We start from the raw sequence: 17,598 nt of genomic DNA, 5'->3' as shown, positions 1-17,598 counted from the left end.
ATCGAGGCGTACCTGACCGCCTACAACAACGACCCGAAACCCTTGATTTGGACCGCCACCGCCGAAGACATCCTGGCCAAAGTCCGCCGCGGACGTGTCACCCTAAATCAACTGTCTCCCCAAAACTGAGACGGCACACTAGCGGACGCTGAAAAATCGTTGCTGACGGACAGTTGAGTCCCGGCTCGCGGACACCGGAATTCCTGGTGGGCGGTCAGGTGATCTCCGTCATGGCCCAGTGAAGTGGATCTCCCCGGTCGGGTTGGCTGCTGGTTGCTGACCTTGCATCAACCCGGACCGGAGAGACCGTGACCAAGTCTGACAGGGAGATCATGGAAATCTTGGAGGCATACGACCTGACCCGCTGCGCATACTCGGCGGGCCAGTTGGCGGGCTGTGACCCGAAGACTGTCAAAAGGTATGTGGCGCTGACATCGTGAAGTGGGTCGGCATACCGATACTTGCCGTCGCTGCGATCTGCGCGACCATCATCGGGCTCAAGGCACGGCGATGGCAGCGTCGGCGCCAGCGTGGCACGCCGAAGCAACGAACCTTGACCGGCTGGGTGGAACTGCTCGATCGCCTGCGCGATTTCGGTGTTCCCATCCCAGATGGTCTGACCGAGGCGAGATCGTGCTGCTGCTGCATCGCCTCGGCAAGGAGGAGATCGCCTCGACGTGCAAGGCGGCCGTGCGCGGGCTGGCCGGCCCCGGGCCGACCGGGCGGTGTTCGGCCCGGAGGAGGTCCTCACGCAGCACGCCAGCTAACCGTCCGATGTGGACGCGCTGCTGCGCGGTGTGGCCAGCAGCCGCCCGCTGTGGCGGCGCATCGACGCCGGGCTCAACCCGATCACCCTGCTGCCCACCGGTCTCCACCCTGAGCTCACCGAACACAGACATGATCAGGCTAACGCTCGTCTAGCATGAGTCCGACATCATGGGAATGATTCAAGATACCGGCGGACATTGCCCGTTACCGTGCGGAAGTCTGGCCAAGGGCGGGGCCGCCTGCGGGAGATCTCGGGAGTATGTCCCACGGTCACAAACGGTGTGCGTGCTTCTTACGCTGTGGTGCGGCGCGGCGGTTCTTGCGGTTGCGGCGCGGGCGGGCCGCGCACCGTTTCGGGCTGGGGCGGCAGGACTGGCGGGGGATGAGCGCCGCTGTTTTCTCGGCGAGGTGTTGTTCGTGTTCGCGTAGCAGGGTGGCGTAGACCTTGTCGGCGATGTCCAAGGTGGACAGTCCGAGCTGTTCTTTGACGTCTTTGATGGTGCCGCCCGCGGCGATGGTGTAGCTGGCTGAGGCGTGGCGGCCGTCGTGGATGCTGCACGGTGGCAGTCCTGCCTCTTGCGCGTACTGGGTGAAGCGTTTGCTGACGGCGTCTGGATGCCATGGCTGGCCGCTGGGCTGGCGGAAGAACAGATCAAGGTATTGGTGATGGTATCCGGTCGCTGTCGAGTACTGCGTGACAGGAACCTGCTGCGGCCATGTCTCACCGGCCACCTCTTGAAGGTACTGGCGGCGTGCACGGTAGGCGTTCAACGCCGCAGCCAGCTGCCGGTCGATGACCGTTTCCCGATCACCATTGGCGGTCTTGACGGCTTTGTACACCGTCTTGCCCCCGTGGGACGTGAGTTGCTGCTCACGGTGACGCTGCCGGTGTGCAGGCCGACGTGGCCGGTGCATAGCCCGATGGCCTCGCCGCGGCGGCTGCCGCGGTGCAGGACGAGCATGAACAGCGGGTACAGGTCCGGATCGCGCTGCTTGACGTAGTCCAGAAACCGTCCCGCCTGTGCCGGTGTCCACACCATCACCGGTGATGGCACCGTCCCGGTCTGCTGCCAGTGCTGCACCCGGTCTTCGGTCCATACCAGGGCCTTGACCGGCCGCGGTGCCGGAAGGTCGGCCAGGCACACCGCATTGGTATCGATGAGCCGGTGCTTGCGGATGGCGTGGTTGAGCGCCACCCGCAACGTCCGCAGGATCGACGCGATGGTGGCCGGGGCCAGATGCCCATGTCGGCGCAATGTCGCCGCCGTGGCATCTGGGCCGACGGTTTCGCGTATGCGCTCGTTGCGGTCGGCCACCGCCTGGTACATGTCCTCGACGTGCGTGGCCCGTAACCCGGCCAGCCTGATGTGCCCCAGGTGCGGGCTCAGGTGCCGGTGGATGTGCAGGCTGTAGGTGCGGCGGGTGTTGTCGTCCATGGGCCGGGCCACGACCCAGGCCGTTAGGAATTCGCCGACGGTGAGGTCGACTTGGAGGGGTCGGCCAGCATGAGCCGGCGAATCACGGTGTCGCGGCTGGGCAGGCCCTGCCCGCTCGGGGTGCGCATCAGCAGCGCCCCGAGGTCGTCGCGGCGCTGCTCGTCGTCCCCGGCCAGCTGCACCAGCGCCTTGGCGTGGTCGCGTTCCCGCATGGCGGCGTCCCTGGTGTTGGGGTATTCGGCCGGCACCCGCCGCAGCAGGCGCCGCTTGCCGTCACGGCCGCGTGGCAGCTCCAGTTGGTACACCCAACGGCCGTGGCTGCTGCTCCAGCCGCCGTCCGCCCGGCGCGGCTTCGAGCAGCGCATCCCCAGGCGCCTTCCGTCCTCACCGGTGCAGTTGCATCGCTTGCCCACCGAGCCTTCCGCCACCCGCACTGTGCCACCTCGCATCGACCGGAGTATCCGACGTGCAGGAACGACACGGCGCGCGATGCGGTGGCGGTCCTGTCGCCGACCAGACACCACACGCCCACCGCGATCAGCCTGCCGGCACGCCATATGGATCGGGTGCTGAGCTGCACAAACGCGGAACGTAGCCGCAGACCGCAAGATGATGGAGCAACCACGGAACACCAGGAAACAGATCTCGTACAGACAAGTGCGTCGATGAGAGCAGGTCAATGCTCGTAAATTGCTACGTGTGACGGACCAGTCGCGTCATGTGAGCCCGCTGGCCGATGATCAAACATCTACGTGTCGCCGCTGCATATCAGATTGGGGTGCTCCAGGTCCATCAGGTAACCTGATCAGCGCCGGGGTGCTAGCTCAATGGCAGAGCTGCGGACTTTTAATTCTGTGGCAGATCCCCACGGGCAGCACCTACTTTGAAGATCAAAGCAGCGGCGGACGTAGAGGTCGGGCGAAGAATCCGCCTCGCGCCACGGGCGCGGTGACCGCCTCGCGGCGGCGACCATGCCGGGCGCTTTGGTGGCCGCCTGTTCCATAGCCGCGTCTGCGCTGGGCCAGGCGATCGTGACGTTTTCCGTGTCACCGCAGAGCTCACCGGCTGTCCCCGCGAAGAAATCCGGCCAGCGAGTCGTTGTCGCCCGATACGAGACACAGGTAGCGAGCTGCACATGGTCGGCGAGCAGGCTGGCCAGGCGGGCCGAAGGCGCTGTCGGTGTTCACGCGCACAAGCTGATCACGCCTCCCCGGTCGGCACACCTCCGCGATCACGAGTCCGGCATTGCGCCCGGCGAACTCGTCGATCTCGAAAAGCAGGCCGTCCACCGGTACCAAATGCCGGGTTTTAACGAGTGGCGGCAGCTCAAGCAGGTCCGAGCGCAGCAGGGCGCGGGCGAAATCCAGCGTCACCTCTGTTTCCAGCTCGACGCGCGACACGCCGGACCGCCGACCTTTCACCGTGACAAATCCCTTGTCGCCGTATCGCCGCACCCGCACGGTGGCGCGGTCGGCCATCGCCACATAGGCCTGCTCGATGGTGGCCGAAGCGGTGACGCCGGCCCGCCAGCCGTTTGAGCGTAGCAGGAACTTGCGCTCAGTCTCGATGGGCGAGGCCCCGGCCATCACGGTTCGGCCACGGCGACGACGATGAGGCGCTTGGTTTCCAGGCCGTAGTGGCCGCCGTCATATCCCCTGTAGGCGGTCACCGAGGCAAACGCGCTGGCGCGCAGCATCTCCTCCAGCTCATGAAGAAAATAGATACGCATCGACTGGTGCGGGCTGAGGTGTTCGCCCTCTGGTGTCAGCAGTTCGACGTGCACCTCCCGCCGTGCGGTGCGGAGATCGAAGTTGCGGCTCTCCAACTGCACGGTGCCGTTGTCGTGGCGCCGCCAGCGCCGCGGCTCGGTCGTGGTCTTCGCCAGCCGAAACGGGTTGACGAGATCAAGCAGGATCCGCCCGCCCGGCTTGAGCCGGCCACGCAGATTGGCGAGGATCTGCTCGTCCAGCGAGCGTTCGGCCGCGTACCAGAAAGATGTCCTCATCACAATGACCGCATCGCTGCGCGGATCAGGCTTCAGCCGCCGCATGTCGCCCACCTCGAACCGGGTCAACCCGGCCATGCCCTGCCAGCGCGCGCGTTCGGTGGCCACGCCGATGGACTCGGGCATCAGATCCACGCCCACCGTCTCGATGCCGCGCCGCGCCAGTTCGATGCTGTGCCTGCCTGCGCCGCACGGGATGTCGGCCACGTGCATCCCCGATCGTAACCCCAGCACAGCCACGGCGCAGTCGACCTCTCGCCGCGTGCTGCGCTCATCGATGAACCCTCGATGCGCAGCCAGGCAGAGCCGAAGTAGGTCTCGTACCAGTCGGGGCCGGTCATGCGCTGCGGCGGATCTTCCACTGCGGTCGCGGCGCGTCCACCTCCGGCAGCGGATTGTCCGCGGCGTTGTAGCGAATAATCAATATGCTTCGATCATACGGACTCTGGTTGGCGGTCGAGCAGTGCAGCACCTGTGCGTCCAGATACATCACGCTGCCCGCGGGACCGGTCAGGTATTCGAGCCCGTGCACGTCCGCCAGCTCGCGAAGCGCGCGCTTGGACAGGGCAGAGTTGGAGTCCTTCCGGCCGCACGGCAAGTTCTCGCCCTCCTCGGCCACCTCGAAGATGCTCTTGGTGTGCGAGGCGGGAATGGCGAGGATGGCGCCGTTGGCCTCCGTGACGTCGTCGAGGTAAACGGTCGCGGTGAGGGCGCGCGGCTCCTTCATGCCGTCGCGCGCATACCAGAACAGGTAGTCCGAATGCCACCGCCACGAGACCGTGTCGAAGGCGGGCTTGGGATTGAGCTGGGTCTGCATGACGTAGATGTCCGTGCTGAGCAGCTCCCGCGCGATGCCGGCGATCGGGCCCGTGGACACCAGCTCGCCCCACGACGGCTCGATCTCGTGCACGTTGAACACCGTGCGCACAGTCTGCCCGTCGGGTTCGGTGATCCGCTCCCGCATGCCGGCCTGCGCCGTCAGCTCCGCGGCGCGCCGCTTCAGCGCGCGCAGGCGATCGGCATCCACCAGGCTCGGGACGGTGATGTAGCCGCGTTCCCGGAAGGTCTGCGCAAGGGAATCCTTCAAGACCATCTTGTGCTCCTCACACTCGTTGCAGATCGGTCAGCTCGTGCAGCTCCTGGGCGCCGGTGCGCACGAACGCCGGCCACCCGGCGAGATCCGCGGCGCGGATCCGGTAGCCGCGCGGCCGCACCCGTGCGGTGACCGCGGCGAAGTAGGGCTCCCAACCCTCGCGCGGCCCCGGCCGCTTGCGGGACTCCACGATGCCGGCGATCGCCGAATCGCCGAGCTGCGTGCGCGACAGCCTGCTTGGCACGTCGGGATGGGACACGTCGATCTGCGGCAGCACGAACGCGGCGAGCGGCAACCGGTGGGCGCAGATCTCGAACCCGATCACCTCCCGGTACCACGCGTGCGGCAGCACCACCTTCTCCCTCGGATCGTCCGACGGGACCAGGCCGAGGTCGCGCACGACGGCCCGGAACAGCGCCGGCCGGGCCTTGATGGTGCCCCACCCCACGTGCGGGAAGTCGGGCCAGCCGGTCACGCCGATCCCGCCGTCAGCGCCCCGCGTGGCGAACAGCTTGTCGCCCGACACGAAGCGGAAGCCCGGTGAGCGCAGGATGTCCAGGAGGGTCGTCGTCTTGCCGGCGCCCTTCGCGCCCGACAGCGCATAGGCCGCACCGCCGCGCTCCACCGCGGCGGCATGCAGCACGAGCGTGCCGCGCGCCACCTCGAGCTCCCACACCAGTGCCCGGAAGAACTCGACGATGTGCACCCACGAACCCGGTGACACGTAAAGCCTGGCCGCACCGGACCGGTAGTCGAACAGGTAGGCCGTGCTCGTCTTGCCGGTCACGATCAGATGGCCCGTGGCCGTGGGAAACCGTGCGCCACTGACCACATAGTGCCGCCGGGAAGCCAGCTTCATCACCGTTTCCGCGCCGTCACCGCGCGCGTGGTCGTGCACCCGCAGCTCGTCGAAGGAAACGATGTCGATCAGACAGTCGGCGGTGGGCGCTGAACCCGGCTCGATCGCGAAGTGCGAGCGCAGGAAGCCGAAGCTATGCTCCAGATGGGACAGTGCTTCGGTGTCCAGGCGCACGCACAGCACGGTGTCGAGATATCTGACCGTCAGCTCAGGCATCGGGCAACCGTTCCCACGGCAAATCGGGCTTGCCGAAGTGCCCGTAGTTGGTGGCGCTGCGGTAAATGGGCTGGGCGAGGTCGAGCACCTCCGCCATGGCGCCGGGACGGAAGTCGAACCGCTCCACCCACGCACCGGCCTCGGCGGCATCACCGGTGCCGAACGTGTCGACGCGCACCGACAGCGGTTTGGCCAGCCCGAATCCGTAGGCGATCTGGAGCTCCACCTTGTGCGCAATTCCCTGCGCCACCAGCTGTTTGGCCACCCAGCGGCAGAAGTAGGTGCCCGTGCGGTCCAATTTGGACGGATCCTTGCCGCTGAGCGCGCCGCCGCCGATGCGGCCGCTGCCGCCGTAGGTGTCCACCACGATCTTGCGGCCCGTCATGCCGCAGTCGATCTCCGGCCCGCCCAGCGTGAACGTGCCGAGCGGGTTGACGTGCACGGCCGTGGCATCGGTCAGCCACGCGCCCAGGGCGCCCGGCAGGATGCGCCGGGTCACCCAGTCGGTCACCTCCGCATGGGTGATCTCGGGCGCGTGCTGCGCCGCCACGACCACATTGGTGACCGCGACCGGCTTCTCGTCCTCGTATTGCACGGTGACCGCGGTCTTGCCGTCCGGGCGCAGCCACTCGACCTCGCCGCTCTTGCGGGCCGCGACAATCGCCTTGCCAATGGTGTGCGCCAGCATGATGGGCAGGGGCATCAGCTCGGGGGTGTCGTCGCACGCCATCCCGAACATGATCCCCTGGTCGGAGGCGCCGCGCTGGGACGGCGCGTCCGCCGCGCGATCGGTCGCCGCGCGGATCTCACGCGACTGCTCGGTGATGAGCGTCTGGATCCGCACGGTCTCCGAGTTGTGCTTGGCCTTGCCCGGGACGTATCCCACCTCGGCGACGACCTGCCGGGCCAGCTCCTCCACCGGCACATGCGCGGTCGACGTGAACTCACCCGCCACCACCATCAGATCGCCCTTGTACAGCACCTCGCACCCGGCGCGCGTGCCCGGGTCCTGCTCGAGATAGGCGTCGAGCACGGTGTCAGCGACCAGATCGCACACCTTGTCGGGGTGCCCCTCCGCCACGGACTCCGATGTGAAGAAATACTTGCTCATCTCGCTCTCCTGTCACACTTCGTGATAAGTGCTTGTCGCCGGCGTCGTCGCCTCACCCCGCATCAACGCCGCCAGCTGCGCCGGGGTTGCCACGACCAGCGTTCCACGCGCCGCAGGCGGCGTGCCGAGGAGGATCGGCCGGATGCCGGCGCCCAGGGCCAGCGCGCCGTCGTCATGCGGATCCACGCCCACGTGGGCGATCAACGCCACGGGCAGGCCCAGCGCCGGGCCCAGCTGATCGAACGCGGCGGCCGGCACCGGCTCGACGCCGTCGGCCGCGCCGTGCGAAGGCATTGCCACGCAACGCTTCGCGTGGCCGTGGGCGAGCGCTAACAGTTCGTCGAGGAACCCGACGCCGCGCAGCTGGTCGACGGCGACGCTCCACACCGGACGGCCCAGGGTGGACGCGATCAGCCCGTCGACCACGCGCTGGGGCCCGGCCCAGACGGTGCCGCCGCCGGGGTGACTCTCGGCCAGCTCATCCCAGCTCGCCGGCACCGGCTCAGCCACGCTGCACCCGCATCTTGTGCGCGTCGAGCCGCAGCGCCAGCCTACGATGGTCATTGAACACGATGTGCTGCCAGGGCAGGCGCCGGTCGTCGGGCTTGGCGGCGAAGTATCGCCGGTCGCCGCCGGGCACGAGCCGGGAAATTGCCTCGCGCCATTGGGTTTCGCTCGGCTGATAGCTGGTGGACACGTCGTCGAGCACTGCGGCCAGCTCAGGGCCGCCGAGGGCGAGGATCGGCTGGTAGTAGGACATCGCGTCGTCGATGACCGACACCCACCTGACATCGGCCCAATCCGGGATCCGGCTGCGCAGAAAGGCGAATCGGCGGCGGGACTCCTCCGGGCGCAGCGTCGCCCAGCGCTCGTATGGCGTCTGCGCCTTGGCGAACGCCGGGTTGAGCGACACCTCGAGCGTCTGTTGTGGACCTAGCTCGGTGCGCACCTTCGTGATCAGATCGGCGAGCTCGGCGATGTGCCTGGGCTCCTCACCCGGTACCCCGATCATGGTGTAAAGATCAAGGCCGAGTCCATGCTGATGGAGCATGGCGGCGACCTCGAGCAGCTTCTCGTCCTTGCTGTAGGGCTTGCCGATGGACTGCCGCAGGGCGGCACCCGTCTCGGGGGCGAAGGTGACCCGATCCTGCCCGGCGCGCTTGACCAGGCGCAGCAGTTCGTCGTTGGCCTGCCGCACGTTGAGCGAGCCGACGCGGCACTCGAAGTCTTCGGCCAGCATCGTGTCGAGCAGGTTGGTCAGGCTCAGCGGATCCATGGACGCCTGCTTGGCGAACGAGGAGGCGAAGAAGAGCTTGACCAGATTGGTGCCGTAGGCCCGGCGGCGCTCCACCGCCAGCTCGACGATTTTGTCGCGCTCGATGTTGAGCGCGCGCCCGCTCTCGGCCCCCTGCACATTGCCCACCACGCAGAACGGGCACTTGAGGTGGCAGCCCATGGCGACCATGACGCTGAAATAGTCGGGGTATTTGTAGCACGCGCGCTGCGTCGTCCACTCCGACTGGATCGGGTGCGCCGTCATGTCCAGCGGACGGGCGGCGTGCACCTGTTCCGCGGCGCCGCCGACGGGCTCGAACCGGTCGACGCAGCCCAGGTCGTCGTAGGTCATGTCGTAGAGCGAGGGGACCAGGGTGTGCGGCAGCTGCGCGACGGCGCGCAGCAAATCGCCGCGGGTGCCTTGGCGCGCCTGGTGTTCCAGCACGAGATCGGCGATGCGCGGCAGGACCTCCCGGCCCTCGCCGATGACCATCACATCGAAGAACGGGGCCAGCGGCATCGGATTGATCAGCGCCATGCCCCCGGCGACCACCAGCGGGTCATCACCCGTGCGCCGGTGCGCCCAGGGGTCCAGCCCGCACATGCGCAGCATGCGCGGCACGTGATGATAGGTGTCCTCGAACGGGATGGAGAACGCCAGCACGTCCATCTCCGCCGGGCCGGCCAGGTTGGCGATGAACGGCGAGGCCCGCGTGCACGTGTCGGCGAACGAGAAGTCCAGGTTCCACCCGTGGTCGATCATGGCTCGCGCGATCACCTGCGCACCGAGATTGGCGATGCCCTCGGCGAACGGATTGGCATTGAGCAGGGCCAGGTTTGGGCGACCCCGCCGATGCTCCAAGAGTGGGCCGTTTTCGGTCAGCTGCCAGCATTGAGTATTCATTTATCCCCCGTGGAACGGCATGTCTGCGAAGCGACCGCACCGATGAACTCATGCCCGCGGGCGCTTCACGGTCTTCGCACCGTGCGCCAAGGCGAGCCGAAAGTCCAATGTGGATATTGTCACCCCGTTATCCAACATTTCGGCCGAGCTTAACCAGCGCTTGGGTATGCGTCAATATGTGCGCCGGATTTCCGGCCTTCTCACGAACCGAGGTCGAGCGTGGCGTGTGCGCGCGCCTTCATGCTGAACACGCGCAACAGCACGGCCGCGGCCAACGCCCAGGCCGCCGCGACCGCGAGCTCCAGCAGCGGTTCGGCCACGGGCAGACCGGTGCCGGCGGCGAGCGAGCGGATCGCCCGCAGGCCATGCGTCAGCGGAAGAATCTCCGCGATGCCGCGCATCACGGCCGGCGTCTCCTGGGTGGTCAAATTCACGCCGCACAGGAGCATGGTGGCGTAGATGGCGACGTTGGGCAGGAAGAAGACGTCGCGCAGGTAGAGCGCGAGTGCCCCCAGGCACAGGCCCAAAGCGCTGCACGCCAACGCGATCAGGACGATCATCAGGAGGATGCCCGGCACGCTGGCGAGCGGAATCCGCGCCCGCGCGATCACCATGGAGAGCCCGAGCATGAGCACGCTGGAGAAGAACCCGGTCGTGAGCGCGGGCAGCAGCCGGCCACCGAAGATGAGCAACGGATGCGCGGGCGTGGCCAGCACGGTGCTCAGCGTGCCGTTGGTGCGCTCCGCGGCGATGACCACGGTGGCGGCGAAGATGGAGGCGCGCGCCATGGCGTGGACCGAGTTTCCCACCGCGTAGAACTCCGCCGGCTGGCTGCCCAGGTATGCCCCGATCACGGTGAACGTGATGACCTGCAGGGTGGGATTGAGCACGAGCGTCGGAAAGATCAGGCGTCGGGTGAGCCAGTGGAACAGGCCCTTGTAGGCGAGATAACCGCCCACCACCACGATTCGAAGTCTGTTCATGACAGCGGAAGTGTCGCCCTTTCTCGTGCGAGGCGCTCGACGGAGCGCAGCAAGGCGGTGCTCAGCGCCCAGTAGGCGCAAGTGATGACGACGCACAGCGCCGTGGCCACACCGAAATCCGTTGCCGCACCGGTCACCGAGGCCTGGATCGCCTTGACCCCCCAGGCAGGCGCGATCGCCCAGCTCGCCACCCCGATCCAGCCCGGCAGCAAGCTCAGCGGCACCAGCGCACCGGTCAGTATCCAAAGTGGATACTCGAAGATGTTGCTCACCGACTGGGCGCGCGGATACATCACCAGCGAGACCGACAGCAGCAGCCCCAGGGCCGCGGTCGCCGCGATCGTGGCCAGCGTGGCGACCACGAGCATCAGCGGCGACCGCACCGTGATGGGCAGGCCGAGGCCGTACCGCGCCCAGAGCAGCGTCGCGGTCACCGAATAGACCCCGAGGGTCGAACTGGCCAGCGCGTTGCCGGCCAGCGCCGTGGCCAGCGGGGTGGGCGCGGCGACCACCGGTTCGAGTAGGCCCATGCTGCGCATGCGGCTGATGGCCCCGCCCGCGCCGCTGAGCGTGGCGGCCCACATGCCCATGACGGCGGCGCCGAGGGCGACGGTCGTGATGGTCCCACCGTCGTCGCCGCGCGCGCCGACCAGCCGGACCGCGATGGTGGCCAGGATGACCGGGAGCACCACCGAGTCGAAGATGTACAGCTTCAGCGTCGCCAGCTGGCGCAGGTGAAACAGCCAGGCGGTGAACAGGAAGCGCAGCCGCGGGATCACGCCTTGCCGTCCTGCGACGAGATCAGTGCGACATAGGCGTCCTCGAGCGTCGGCTCGCGCGTGGCGATCCGCTCGACCTTCTCCGACTCCAGCGCGCGCACGATCGCCGCGGTGCAGTCGACGTCGGCGGCGGACTGGACCCGCACGATCTGCTGGATGCCGGACACGTCCACGTGCACGCTGGTCACGCCCTCGATGTCGCGCAACGCGTCCAGCCGCCGCTGCTCCACCCCGGTCAGCTCCAGCTCGGTGACCCGGGAGATGCCAGCGAGCTGCTTGACGTCGCGCGGCGCGCCCGAGGCGACGATGCGCCCCTTGGCCAGCACCACCAGGCGATCGCACAGCGCGTCGGCCTCCTGCATGTAGTGCGTGGTGAGCAGCACGGTCTTGCCCAGCCGGATCAGGCCCGCGGCGAGATCGCGCACCTCGCGTGCGCCGATCGGGTCGATGCCGCTGGTCGGCTCGTCGAGGATGAGCACCCGCGGATCGTGCACCAGGCTGCGCGCGATGTGCAGGCGCTGCTTCATCCCGCGGGAGAACGTCTCCACCTTGTCGCCGGCGCGTGCGGTGAGCCCGGTCAGCTCCAGAAGCTGGGGGATGCGGGTGCGCTGCACGCGATGCGGTACCTCATAGAGATCACAGAAATAGATCATGTTTTGCCGCGCGGTGAGCCGGTCGTAGAAGCCCTTGTCACCGCCGAGGACATAACCGATGCGGCGGCGCACCCGCTGCACGTCGCGGACCACGTCGTGGCCCAGGATCGAGACCCGCCCCGCGGTCGGCAGCAGCGTGGTGAGCAGGACCTTGATGGTCGTTGTCTTGCCCGCCCCGTTGGGACCGAGGATGCCGAAGAACTCACCGTGGCGTACTTCGAAGGAGATGTCGTCGACGGCACGGCGGGCACCGGCGCCCCTGCCGTAGACCCGGACCAGGTTTTCCACCTCGATGTCGTTATCGCTCACGGGCATGCTCCGATGGACTGATGTCGGCCTCGGCAATGAGGTCGATGACTATTTCGTTGTCGTCGCCAAGGAAGTACTGTGCCGCCTCGCGGCTGCACGGATCACCATAGGCCCCGAGCGCCGGGTGCGGCGGCATGGCGTCGTGTGCGGCGATGCGCGACCTGATGTGGGCCCGCACCGGATCGGCGTCGCCGGCGAAGGCGTCGAACGCGGACCGTGATTGCACCACCAGAGTGAACGCCGAACAGAGATTGCGGCTGCGCCGCCTGCGATGGCCGGGCGTGCTCATGTTGATGAAGAAATCCACGCCCTCGAACCAGAACACCCAGCGCGGGTCCATCGGGTCGGCCGGTGCGCCGTGCGGCCACGGCACCCGGTCATGGCGGCGCAGGTGCCGCAGGATCGCGGCGCCCAGGGCGCGCTCCGTGTCGAGTGTGGATCCCGTTGCGGCGTCCAGGAAAAGCACGACCACCTGATCGCGATGCGACCGTATCGCGGCCGCGGCCTCCCGCATGAGCGCCAGCATGTCGGGCAGTATCCGGGCCGGATCACCGGCCAGCCCGAAGAGAAGCTCATCGCGTTGCCATGCGCGAGGCGCGAACGTACACGGAAAACTTGGCTCAAAAATCGCCGAGGAGAACTCCTCGGCGAGCCCGGCCAGCCGGCTTTGTCCCGCCGGGCCAAGGGTTGACCGTCTCACCAGCAATGTATGCCACTCCAAACACGACGACGGCACGGCGAAAAAGTCAGCGGGGGCAGCAAGCCCGGCGCACTCGCTTGATCGCACAGATGATCGTCGTTACAGAGGTCCCCGTTAGCATGCGGACTATCTTGCGCTCCCGCGGTCTGCTCTGGCAAGATGCGTGCTGGCATACAGACGGGGGTTCACATGCCACGTACGTCGACGGACTTAAATGTTGGCCAGCGTTTTCTGATCTTCGGTGACGCCGCGCATCAGTTCGCGCTCGAGCATCGGCCCGATATTCCACTGTTCGTGGTGCCGTTGGCGGCCACCGAGGGCGTGCCACGTGCGGTCGACTATGTGACAGCGGCCGGGTCGGCGACCGGAGAAGTCCTTGCGCTGAGCCGAGACGGCGCGCGGCTCTACCACCGCGCGCTGCCCGAGGCGATCACGACATGGCACGGGTGCTTTATCGGCGCCGATTTTCGCGCGCTGCTCGCGCAGCGGCATCCGCCCGGTGTGGCCGCGGCCCTGACCCCGCTCATGGTGATTCACCTGTGCGGCAACCCATCCGGCCCGGCCGCGCCGGTCGTCGCGGAGGTTCTGGTGTCCACCCGCGTCCGGGCGATCGGCGCCGTGTTCACCCGCGTCGCGCGCTTCGAGGTGGGCGGGGACGACGACCTCGCGACTGTCGTTTGTGGAGGATTGCGGCTGTCGCCCGCGTTCCATGATGAGGTGGCGGTGGAGTGGCAGGAGTTCACGACGTTCGAGAAGGGCATCGAGATCGAGGCGAAGATCGGCCTGCTCGACCCGGTGCCGATCTGGTCGCTCACCTCACACCTGTCCAGCCTGGTGGGCACGGAGGCGCTGCCGGGCTTCATTCCCGATGTCGGCAACGAGGTCCAGCGCTGGGAGAACACCCAGGAGATGTGCGAGGTGCTCGCCCCCGCCGACCAGGTAGGTTACATCGCGGCCTGGCAACAGGCCTCGGGGACCTACGTGAAATACAAGCGCTTCGCCCACGACGGCCTCCGTCGGCAGGAAACCGTTGAGCGGCTTGACGATCCGCTGCCGGGCAGCCTGCCCGAGTTCATCACCGCGCGCCATCCCGAGCTGACGTTCCGGCCGCTGCCGTCGCTCACCCGCACACACTTCGACGTCAACCTCGAATCGAGCGCGACGGGCCACTTCTTCGGCATCGAGATTGACGAGGTGCGCGAGCTCGCGGGAGGGCGGATCCTGCGCCAGGCCGAGGTCGAATATCACCGCTCCCGTGTGCACGACGGGCTCGACCCCAGCACCATCGAACCGGAGCTGGAGCGGTTGGCCGGGCTCGTGCAGCGCTACCTGACGGGCCTCGGCGTGGCCAGCGAGCGCACCTACTATTCCAAGCTCTCATGGCTGCGCGACTGCGTGGACGGGCCGTCGTGACAGGGTTTGCGCTGCTTCGCGCGAGCGCCTACGTCGCGGCTGTGGGCGGGTCGTCGTGACAAGGCTTGTGGTGCTTGGCGCGAGCGCCAACATTGCCGCTGTGGCCCGCGGTCTGGGCTGCGAGGTGATCCTTGTGCAAAAGCCGGGCCGCCCGGTGGAGCCGATGGTGGAGAAACGCAAGATTTCCCACCTGTACTCGGTGGACTTCACCGCCAAGTCGTTTCCGTCGTTTGTGGACAGGGTGCTGCGCGTGCTGCGGGTGTCGGCCGTCGTGTCGGTGACGGAGGAGGGCCTGCTGCCCGCCGCCGTCGCCAACGAGATGCTCGGCCTGCCCGGCAGTCCACCCGCGGTCGTGGAGCGGTTGCGCGACAAGGCATTGATGCGCCAGGCCCTGCTGCAGCGCGCGCCCGGCCTGTCGGTCGGGTTCGCGTGCCCGCGCGACGCCGAGCAGGCGGCACGAGCGGTCCGGTCCTGGGGGGCAGATCACGCCATCGTCAAGCCGCGGCAGGGCACCGCGAGCCTGGGCGTGCGCCTGCTTCCCGTCGACGCCCTCGCCACGGTCACGGAGTGGAGTGACCTTTTGATCGAGGAGTACGTGCCGGGCCCCGAGTTCAGCGCGGAGTCGTTCAGCACCGGAGGCCGGCATCGGCTGATCGCCGTGGCCGAAAAGCGGACCGGAGACGGGTTTGTCGAGCTGGCTCATGTAGTACCACCCATCGCACCGCTGGATGTCGCCGCCATCGCCGCCGGGATCACGGCGTTCCTCGACGCGGTGGGCCTGCGCGACGGGCCGGCGCACACGGAGTTCAAGCTGGCGCCCGAGGGCATGAAGGTCATCGAGTCGCACAACCGGATCGGGGGCGACGGCATCCCGGGCCTGGTGCGCGCGGTCACGGGCATCGACCTCAAGGCGTGGAGCGTGGGCTGGCCGATCGGCCTGGGCGCACCGGCCGACCGGCCCTCGCCGACCGCGGCCGCCGCGGCGGTCGCGTTTGCCACCGCCAAACCCGGGACCGTACGGGAGGTTTCGCTCCCACAGACCGACGAGAGCACCGATTACCTGTGGGCCGTGCAGCCCGGCGATGTGGTGCGCGAGCTCAGGAGTTCGGCCGATCGGGTCGGCGGGGTGGCGGTGTTCGGCGACGACCCGGGCAGCGCGCTGGCCAAGGCCAAGTCGTTCGCAGCACAGATCAGGGTGGTCACGTGAGGACACCGGTGCTGATCCTCAACCGGCACGCGCACAGCGTGCTCTTCGACGGCGAGCGCTGCCTGCTTCCGCTGGACCGGATCGAGCCGCATCTCGTCACGCACACCTGGGCGGGGGTCGATCGGCACGACCCGCGGGTCTTCCCGCACACGAGCACGGTCAACGTGTTTTCCGACGAGGAGGTGGAGGCGGTCTGCAGCTGGATCATCGAGGAGCACGGCGTCCGGCACGTGATCGCCTTGCACGAGAAGGCGATCCTCATGGCCGCGCGGCTGCGCTCCAAGTTCGGCCTGCCGGGCATCGGCCTGCCCACGGCCACGGTGTTCCGCGACAAGCTGCGCATGAAGCAGGCGGCGCAGGCCGCCGGGTTGTCCGTGCCCGCCTACGCGCCGGTCGACTCGGAGGTGGATCTGTGGCGGGCCGACTGGTCCCGCGGGCCCAAGGTGCTCAAGCCCCGGTTGGGGCTGGGCAGTGAGGGCGTGGCGGTTGTCGCTGACCTCGACGACGCACTGCACCGGTGGCGTGGCATGGGCCAGACGCCGGGGGTGGAGCAGATGCAGATCGAGGAGTTCGTCTCCGGAGCCATGTACCACTGCGATGCGGTGGTCGAGCAGGGCCGCGTCACGTTCGCCGCGGTCAGCGAATACGTGGCGCGTCCGGGCGACTTCGCCGCAGGCGGCATGGGCGGCAGCCTGCATATCGCCACGGGCGAGTTACGCGAACGCATCCTTCGGCTCAACGATCGCGTCATCGGCGCGCTGGGGCTGCCCGGGGCCATCACCCACCTTGAGGTCTTCCACACCGCGCGGGACGAACTGGTGTTCCTTGAGATCGCCGCGCGGCCGGGCGGCGGTGGCATCGACCGTTACCTGATGCGGGCCTATGGTGGGCTCAACATTTTCGAGGCGGCGATCCGGCTGGAGGTCGGCATGGCCGCGTTCGATGCCGGGTCGGTGTCGCTCGTGGACCGTTCGGCGTGGGGCGTGCTTGGTTTCTATCCTGGTGGGACCGGTGCTGGGCGCGGCGGCATCTCGCCTGAGCGCTTCGCCGAGTTCGGGATCGCCGAGCACAAGCACAATCCGACTTCCGGTGGCGGCCCTGGCGGCGGGCCGCGCCACTGCACCGACTACATCGATCGATACGTGGTCAACGCATCCGATCGCGAGTCATTCCTGAAGCAGACCGAGGAGATCCGTGCAGCTTACGCGCAGGGGAGGAAGGCAGAGATCCAAGTACCGCACCATATCGCGACCGTTGATCACCTGTAGGTCCCAACCCATCGCGAGAAGGATGAAGACGACTCGCGCTGAGCGGCCGAGAAAAGCACACCATGTGAGATCGCTTCGCGCGGCGACGCGAGCGCCGAGCCGTCTCACTAACCACTCCCTGAAGAAACAGCAGCGAAACAGACCGCGGAGCGACGACGCGACCGTCCCGCTCAGGGTTCGCTTTCTGAGTGGACACCATCAATCGCAACGCCGCCTGGAATCGCCTCCAGGTCGATGACGGCATGGCGTCAAGCCGCCCGAATCGACGCATCTCCTCTGCGTAGGGATGCAATCCTCGGTCATCGGAGTTCCGCTGGGGGTTCATCATTGACATGATCGAGCCTCGCATAGTCGTCATGGACGTTCTTCGCCTTTGAACATCATGGTCCGTGCAGCGAGACTAGAGAAGACAACGAATGTACACGCGTTTCCCTGTGCTCAGCCAACACCGGCACGGTTGTTCACTGGCCGAACGGGGGGTCTGTTTCAGTAACGGTGTTTCCGGCGGATCTTCAGTAGTTCTCGGCGGCCGGGAACCGGTCACCGAACGTGATGGCGAAAGCGTTGAGGACTGGCTTCCAACGCACCGCCCATCGGGTCTTGCCGGTACCGGTCGGAT

Annotated in this window: 18 protein-coding genes; 4 read left to right on the top strand and 14 right to left on the bottom strand. The window is 67.5% G+C overall.

Going from position 1 to position 17,598, the window contains the following annotated elements; all coding sequences use genetic code 11:
* Positions 1 to 308 precede the first annotated feature (308 nt).
* Positions 309 to 440: a hypothetical protein gene (locus DM816_RS45345; protein WP_281274378.1), complete on the top strand. Its 132-nt coding sequence runs from the start codon at positions 309 to 311 to the stop codon at positions 438 to 440.
* A gap of 598 nt (positions 441 to 1,038) precedes the next feature.
* On the opposite strand, the gene DM816_RS30240 is transcribed toward DM816_RS45345, so the two are convergent.
* The 14 genes from DM816_RS30240 to DM816_RS30175 all read right to left on the bottom strand — a co-directional run bounded on the left by DM816_RS30240 (position 1,039) and on the right by DM816_RS30175 (position 13,091).
* Positions 1,039 to 1,500, bottom strand: a complete 462-nt coding sequence (locus DM816_RS30240) for a tyrosine-type recombinase/integrase (protein WP_117213787.1) — start codon at positions 1,498 to 1,500, stop codon at positions 1,039 to 1,041.
* Between the two features lie 35 nt (positions 1,501 to 1,535).
* Positions 1,536 to 2,204, bottom strand: coding sequence for a hypothetical protein (locus DM816_RS30235; RefSeq protein ID WP_117213786.1), 669 nt, complete (start codon positions 2,202 to 2,204; stop codon positions 1,536 to 1,538).
* 23 nt (positions 2,205 to 2,227) lie between these two features.
* On the bottom strand, positions 2,228 to 2,653 hold the full coding sequence (locus tag DM816_RS30230) for a hypothetical protein (RefSeq protein WP_162907993.1): 426 nt from the start codon (positions 2,651 to 2,653) through the stop codon (positions 2,228 to 2,230).
* A 609-nt stretch (positions 2,654 to 3,262) separates the two neighbouring features.
* A complete protein-coding gene (locus tag DM816_RS30225) occupies positions 3,263 to 3,790 on the bottom strand; it encodes a CYTH domain-containing protein (RefSeq protein WP_117213784.1) in 528 nt (175 codons plus the stop codon).
* Positions 3,790 to 4,422 carry an SAM-dependent methyltransferase gene (locus DM816_RS30220; RefSeq protein ID WP_246002439.1) on the bottom strand — a complete coding sequence of 211 codons (633 nt, stop codon included), beginning with the start codon at positions 4,420 to 4,422 and terminating at the stop codon, positions 3,790 to 3,792. Before DM816_RS30220 ends, DM816_RS30225 begins: the two co-directional genes overlap by 1 nt.
* A 124-nt stretch (positions 4,423 to 4,546) precedes the next feature.
* Positions 4,547 to 5,302 (bottom strand): phytanoyl-CoA dioxygenase family protein, encoded by a 756-nt coding sequence (locus tag DM816_RS30215; RefSeq protein ID WP_117213782.1) that lies wholly within the window; start codon positions 5,300 to 5,302, stop codon positions 4,547 to 4,549.
* 10 nt (positions 5,303 to 5,312) lie between these two features.
* Positions 5,313 to 6,377 carry a phosphoenolpyruvate carboxykinase (ATP) gene (locus DM816_RS30210; RefSeq protein WP_117213781.1) on the bottom strand — a complete coding sequence of 355 codons (1,065 nt, stop codon included), beginning with the start codon at positions 6,375 to 6,377 and terminating at the stop codon, positions 5,313 to 5,315.
* Positions 6,370 to 7,488 carry a methionine adenosyltransferase gene (metK, locus tag DM816_RS30205; protein ID WP_117213780.1) on the bottom strand — a complete coding sequence of 373 codons (1,119 nt, stop codon included), beginning with the start codon at positions 7,486 to 7,488 and terminating at the stop codon, positions 6,370 to 6,372. The genes DM816_RS30210 and metK overlap by 8 nt, the downstream gene beginning before the upstream one ends.
* A gap of 12 nt (positions 7,489 to 7,500) precedes the next feature.
* A complete protein-coding gene (locus DM816_RS30200) occupies positions 7,501 to 7,998 on the bottom strand; it encodes a hypothetical protein (RefSeq protein ID WP_117213779.1) in 498 nt (165 codons plus the stop codon).
* Positions 7,991 to 9,667 (bottom strand): B12-binding domain-containing radical SAM protein, encoded by a 1,677-nt coding sequence (locus DM816_RS30195; protein ID WP_117213778.1) that lies wholly within the window; start codon positions 9,665 to 9,667, stop codon positions 7,991 to 7,993. The genes DM816_RS30200 and DM816_RS30195 overlap by 8 nt, the downstream gene beginning before the upstream one ends.
* A 200-nt stretch (positions 9,668 to 9,867) precedes the next feature.
* On the bottom strand, positions 9,868 to 10,650 hold the full coding sequence (locus tag DM816_RS30190) for an ABC transporter permease (RefSeq protein WP_117213777.1): 783 nt from the start codon (positions 10,648 to 10,650) through the stop codon (positions 9,868 to 9,870).
* On the bottom strand, positions 10,647 to 11,429 hold the full coding sequence (locus tag DM816_RS30185) for an ABC transporter permease (RefSeq protein WP_162907991.1): 783 nt from the start codon (positions 11,427 to 11,429) through the stop codon (positions 10,647 to 10,649). The genes DM816_RS30190 and DM816_RS30185 overlap by 4 nt, the downstream gene beginning before the upstream one ends.
* Positions 11,426 to 12,391 (bottom strand): ABC transporter ATP-binding protein, encoded by a 966-nt coding sequence (locus DM816_RS30180; RefSeq protein WP_246002438.1) that lies wholly within the window; start codon positions 12,389 to 12,391, stop codon positions 11,426 to 11,428. The genes DM816_RS30185 and DM816_RS30180 overlap by 4 nt, the downstream gene beginning before the upstream one ends.
* The gene (locus tag DM816_RS30175; protein WP_162907990.1) at positions 12,381 to 13,091 is read right to left on the bottom strand and encodes a YqcI/YcgG family protein; all 711 of its coding nucleotides are present in this window, start codon (positions 13,089 to 13,091) and stop codon (positions 12,381 to 12,383) included. Before DM816_RS30175 ends, DM816_RS30180 begins: the two co-directional genes overlap by 11 nt.
* A gap of 189 nt (positions 13,092 to 13,280) precedes the next feature.
* Here DM816_RS30175 and DM816_RS30170 point away from each other — a divergent pair, with 189 nt between their 5' ends.
* The 3 genes from DM816_RS30170 to DM816_RS30160 are packed head-to-tail and all read left to right on the top strand — an operon-like array spanning position 13,281 to position 16,979.
* Positions 13,281 to 14,504 (top strand): hypothetical protein, encoded by a 1,224-nt coding sequence (locus DM816_RS30170; protein WP_117213774.1) that lies wholly within the window; start codon positions 13,281 to 13,283, stop codon positions 14,502 to 14,504.
* Between the two features lie 55 nt (positions 14,505 to 14,559).
* Positions 14,560 to 15,711 carry an ATP-grasp domain-containing protein gene (locus tag DM816_RS30165; RefSeq protein WP_162907989.1) on the top strand — a complete coding sequence of 384 codons (1,152 nt, stop codon included), beginning with the start codon at positions 14,560 to 14,562 and terminating at the stop codon, positions 15,709 to 15,711.
* Positions 15,708 to 16,979: an ATP-grasp domain-containing protein gene (locus DM816_RS30160; RefSeq protein WP_117213772.1), complete on the top strand. Its 1,272-nt coding sequence runs from the start codon at positions 15,708 to 15,710 to the stop codon at positions 16,977 to 16,979. The genes DM816_RS30165 and DM816_RS30160 overlap by 4 nt, the downstream gene beginning before the upstream one ends.
* Positions 16,980 to 17,598: the final 619 nt, after the last annotated feature.

The organism is Allorhizocola rhizosphaerae (assembly GCF_003426775.1).
In the GTDB taxonomy this organism is placed as follows: Bacteria; Actinomycetota; Actinomycetes; order Mycobacteriales; family Micromonosporaceae; genus Allorhizocola; species Allorhizocola rhizosphaerae.
The sequence above is the reverse complement of the archived record's forward strand: the minus strand, read 5'-3'. Positions and strand labels throughout refer to the sequence as shown.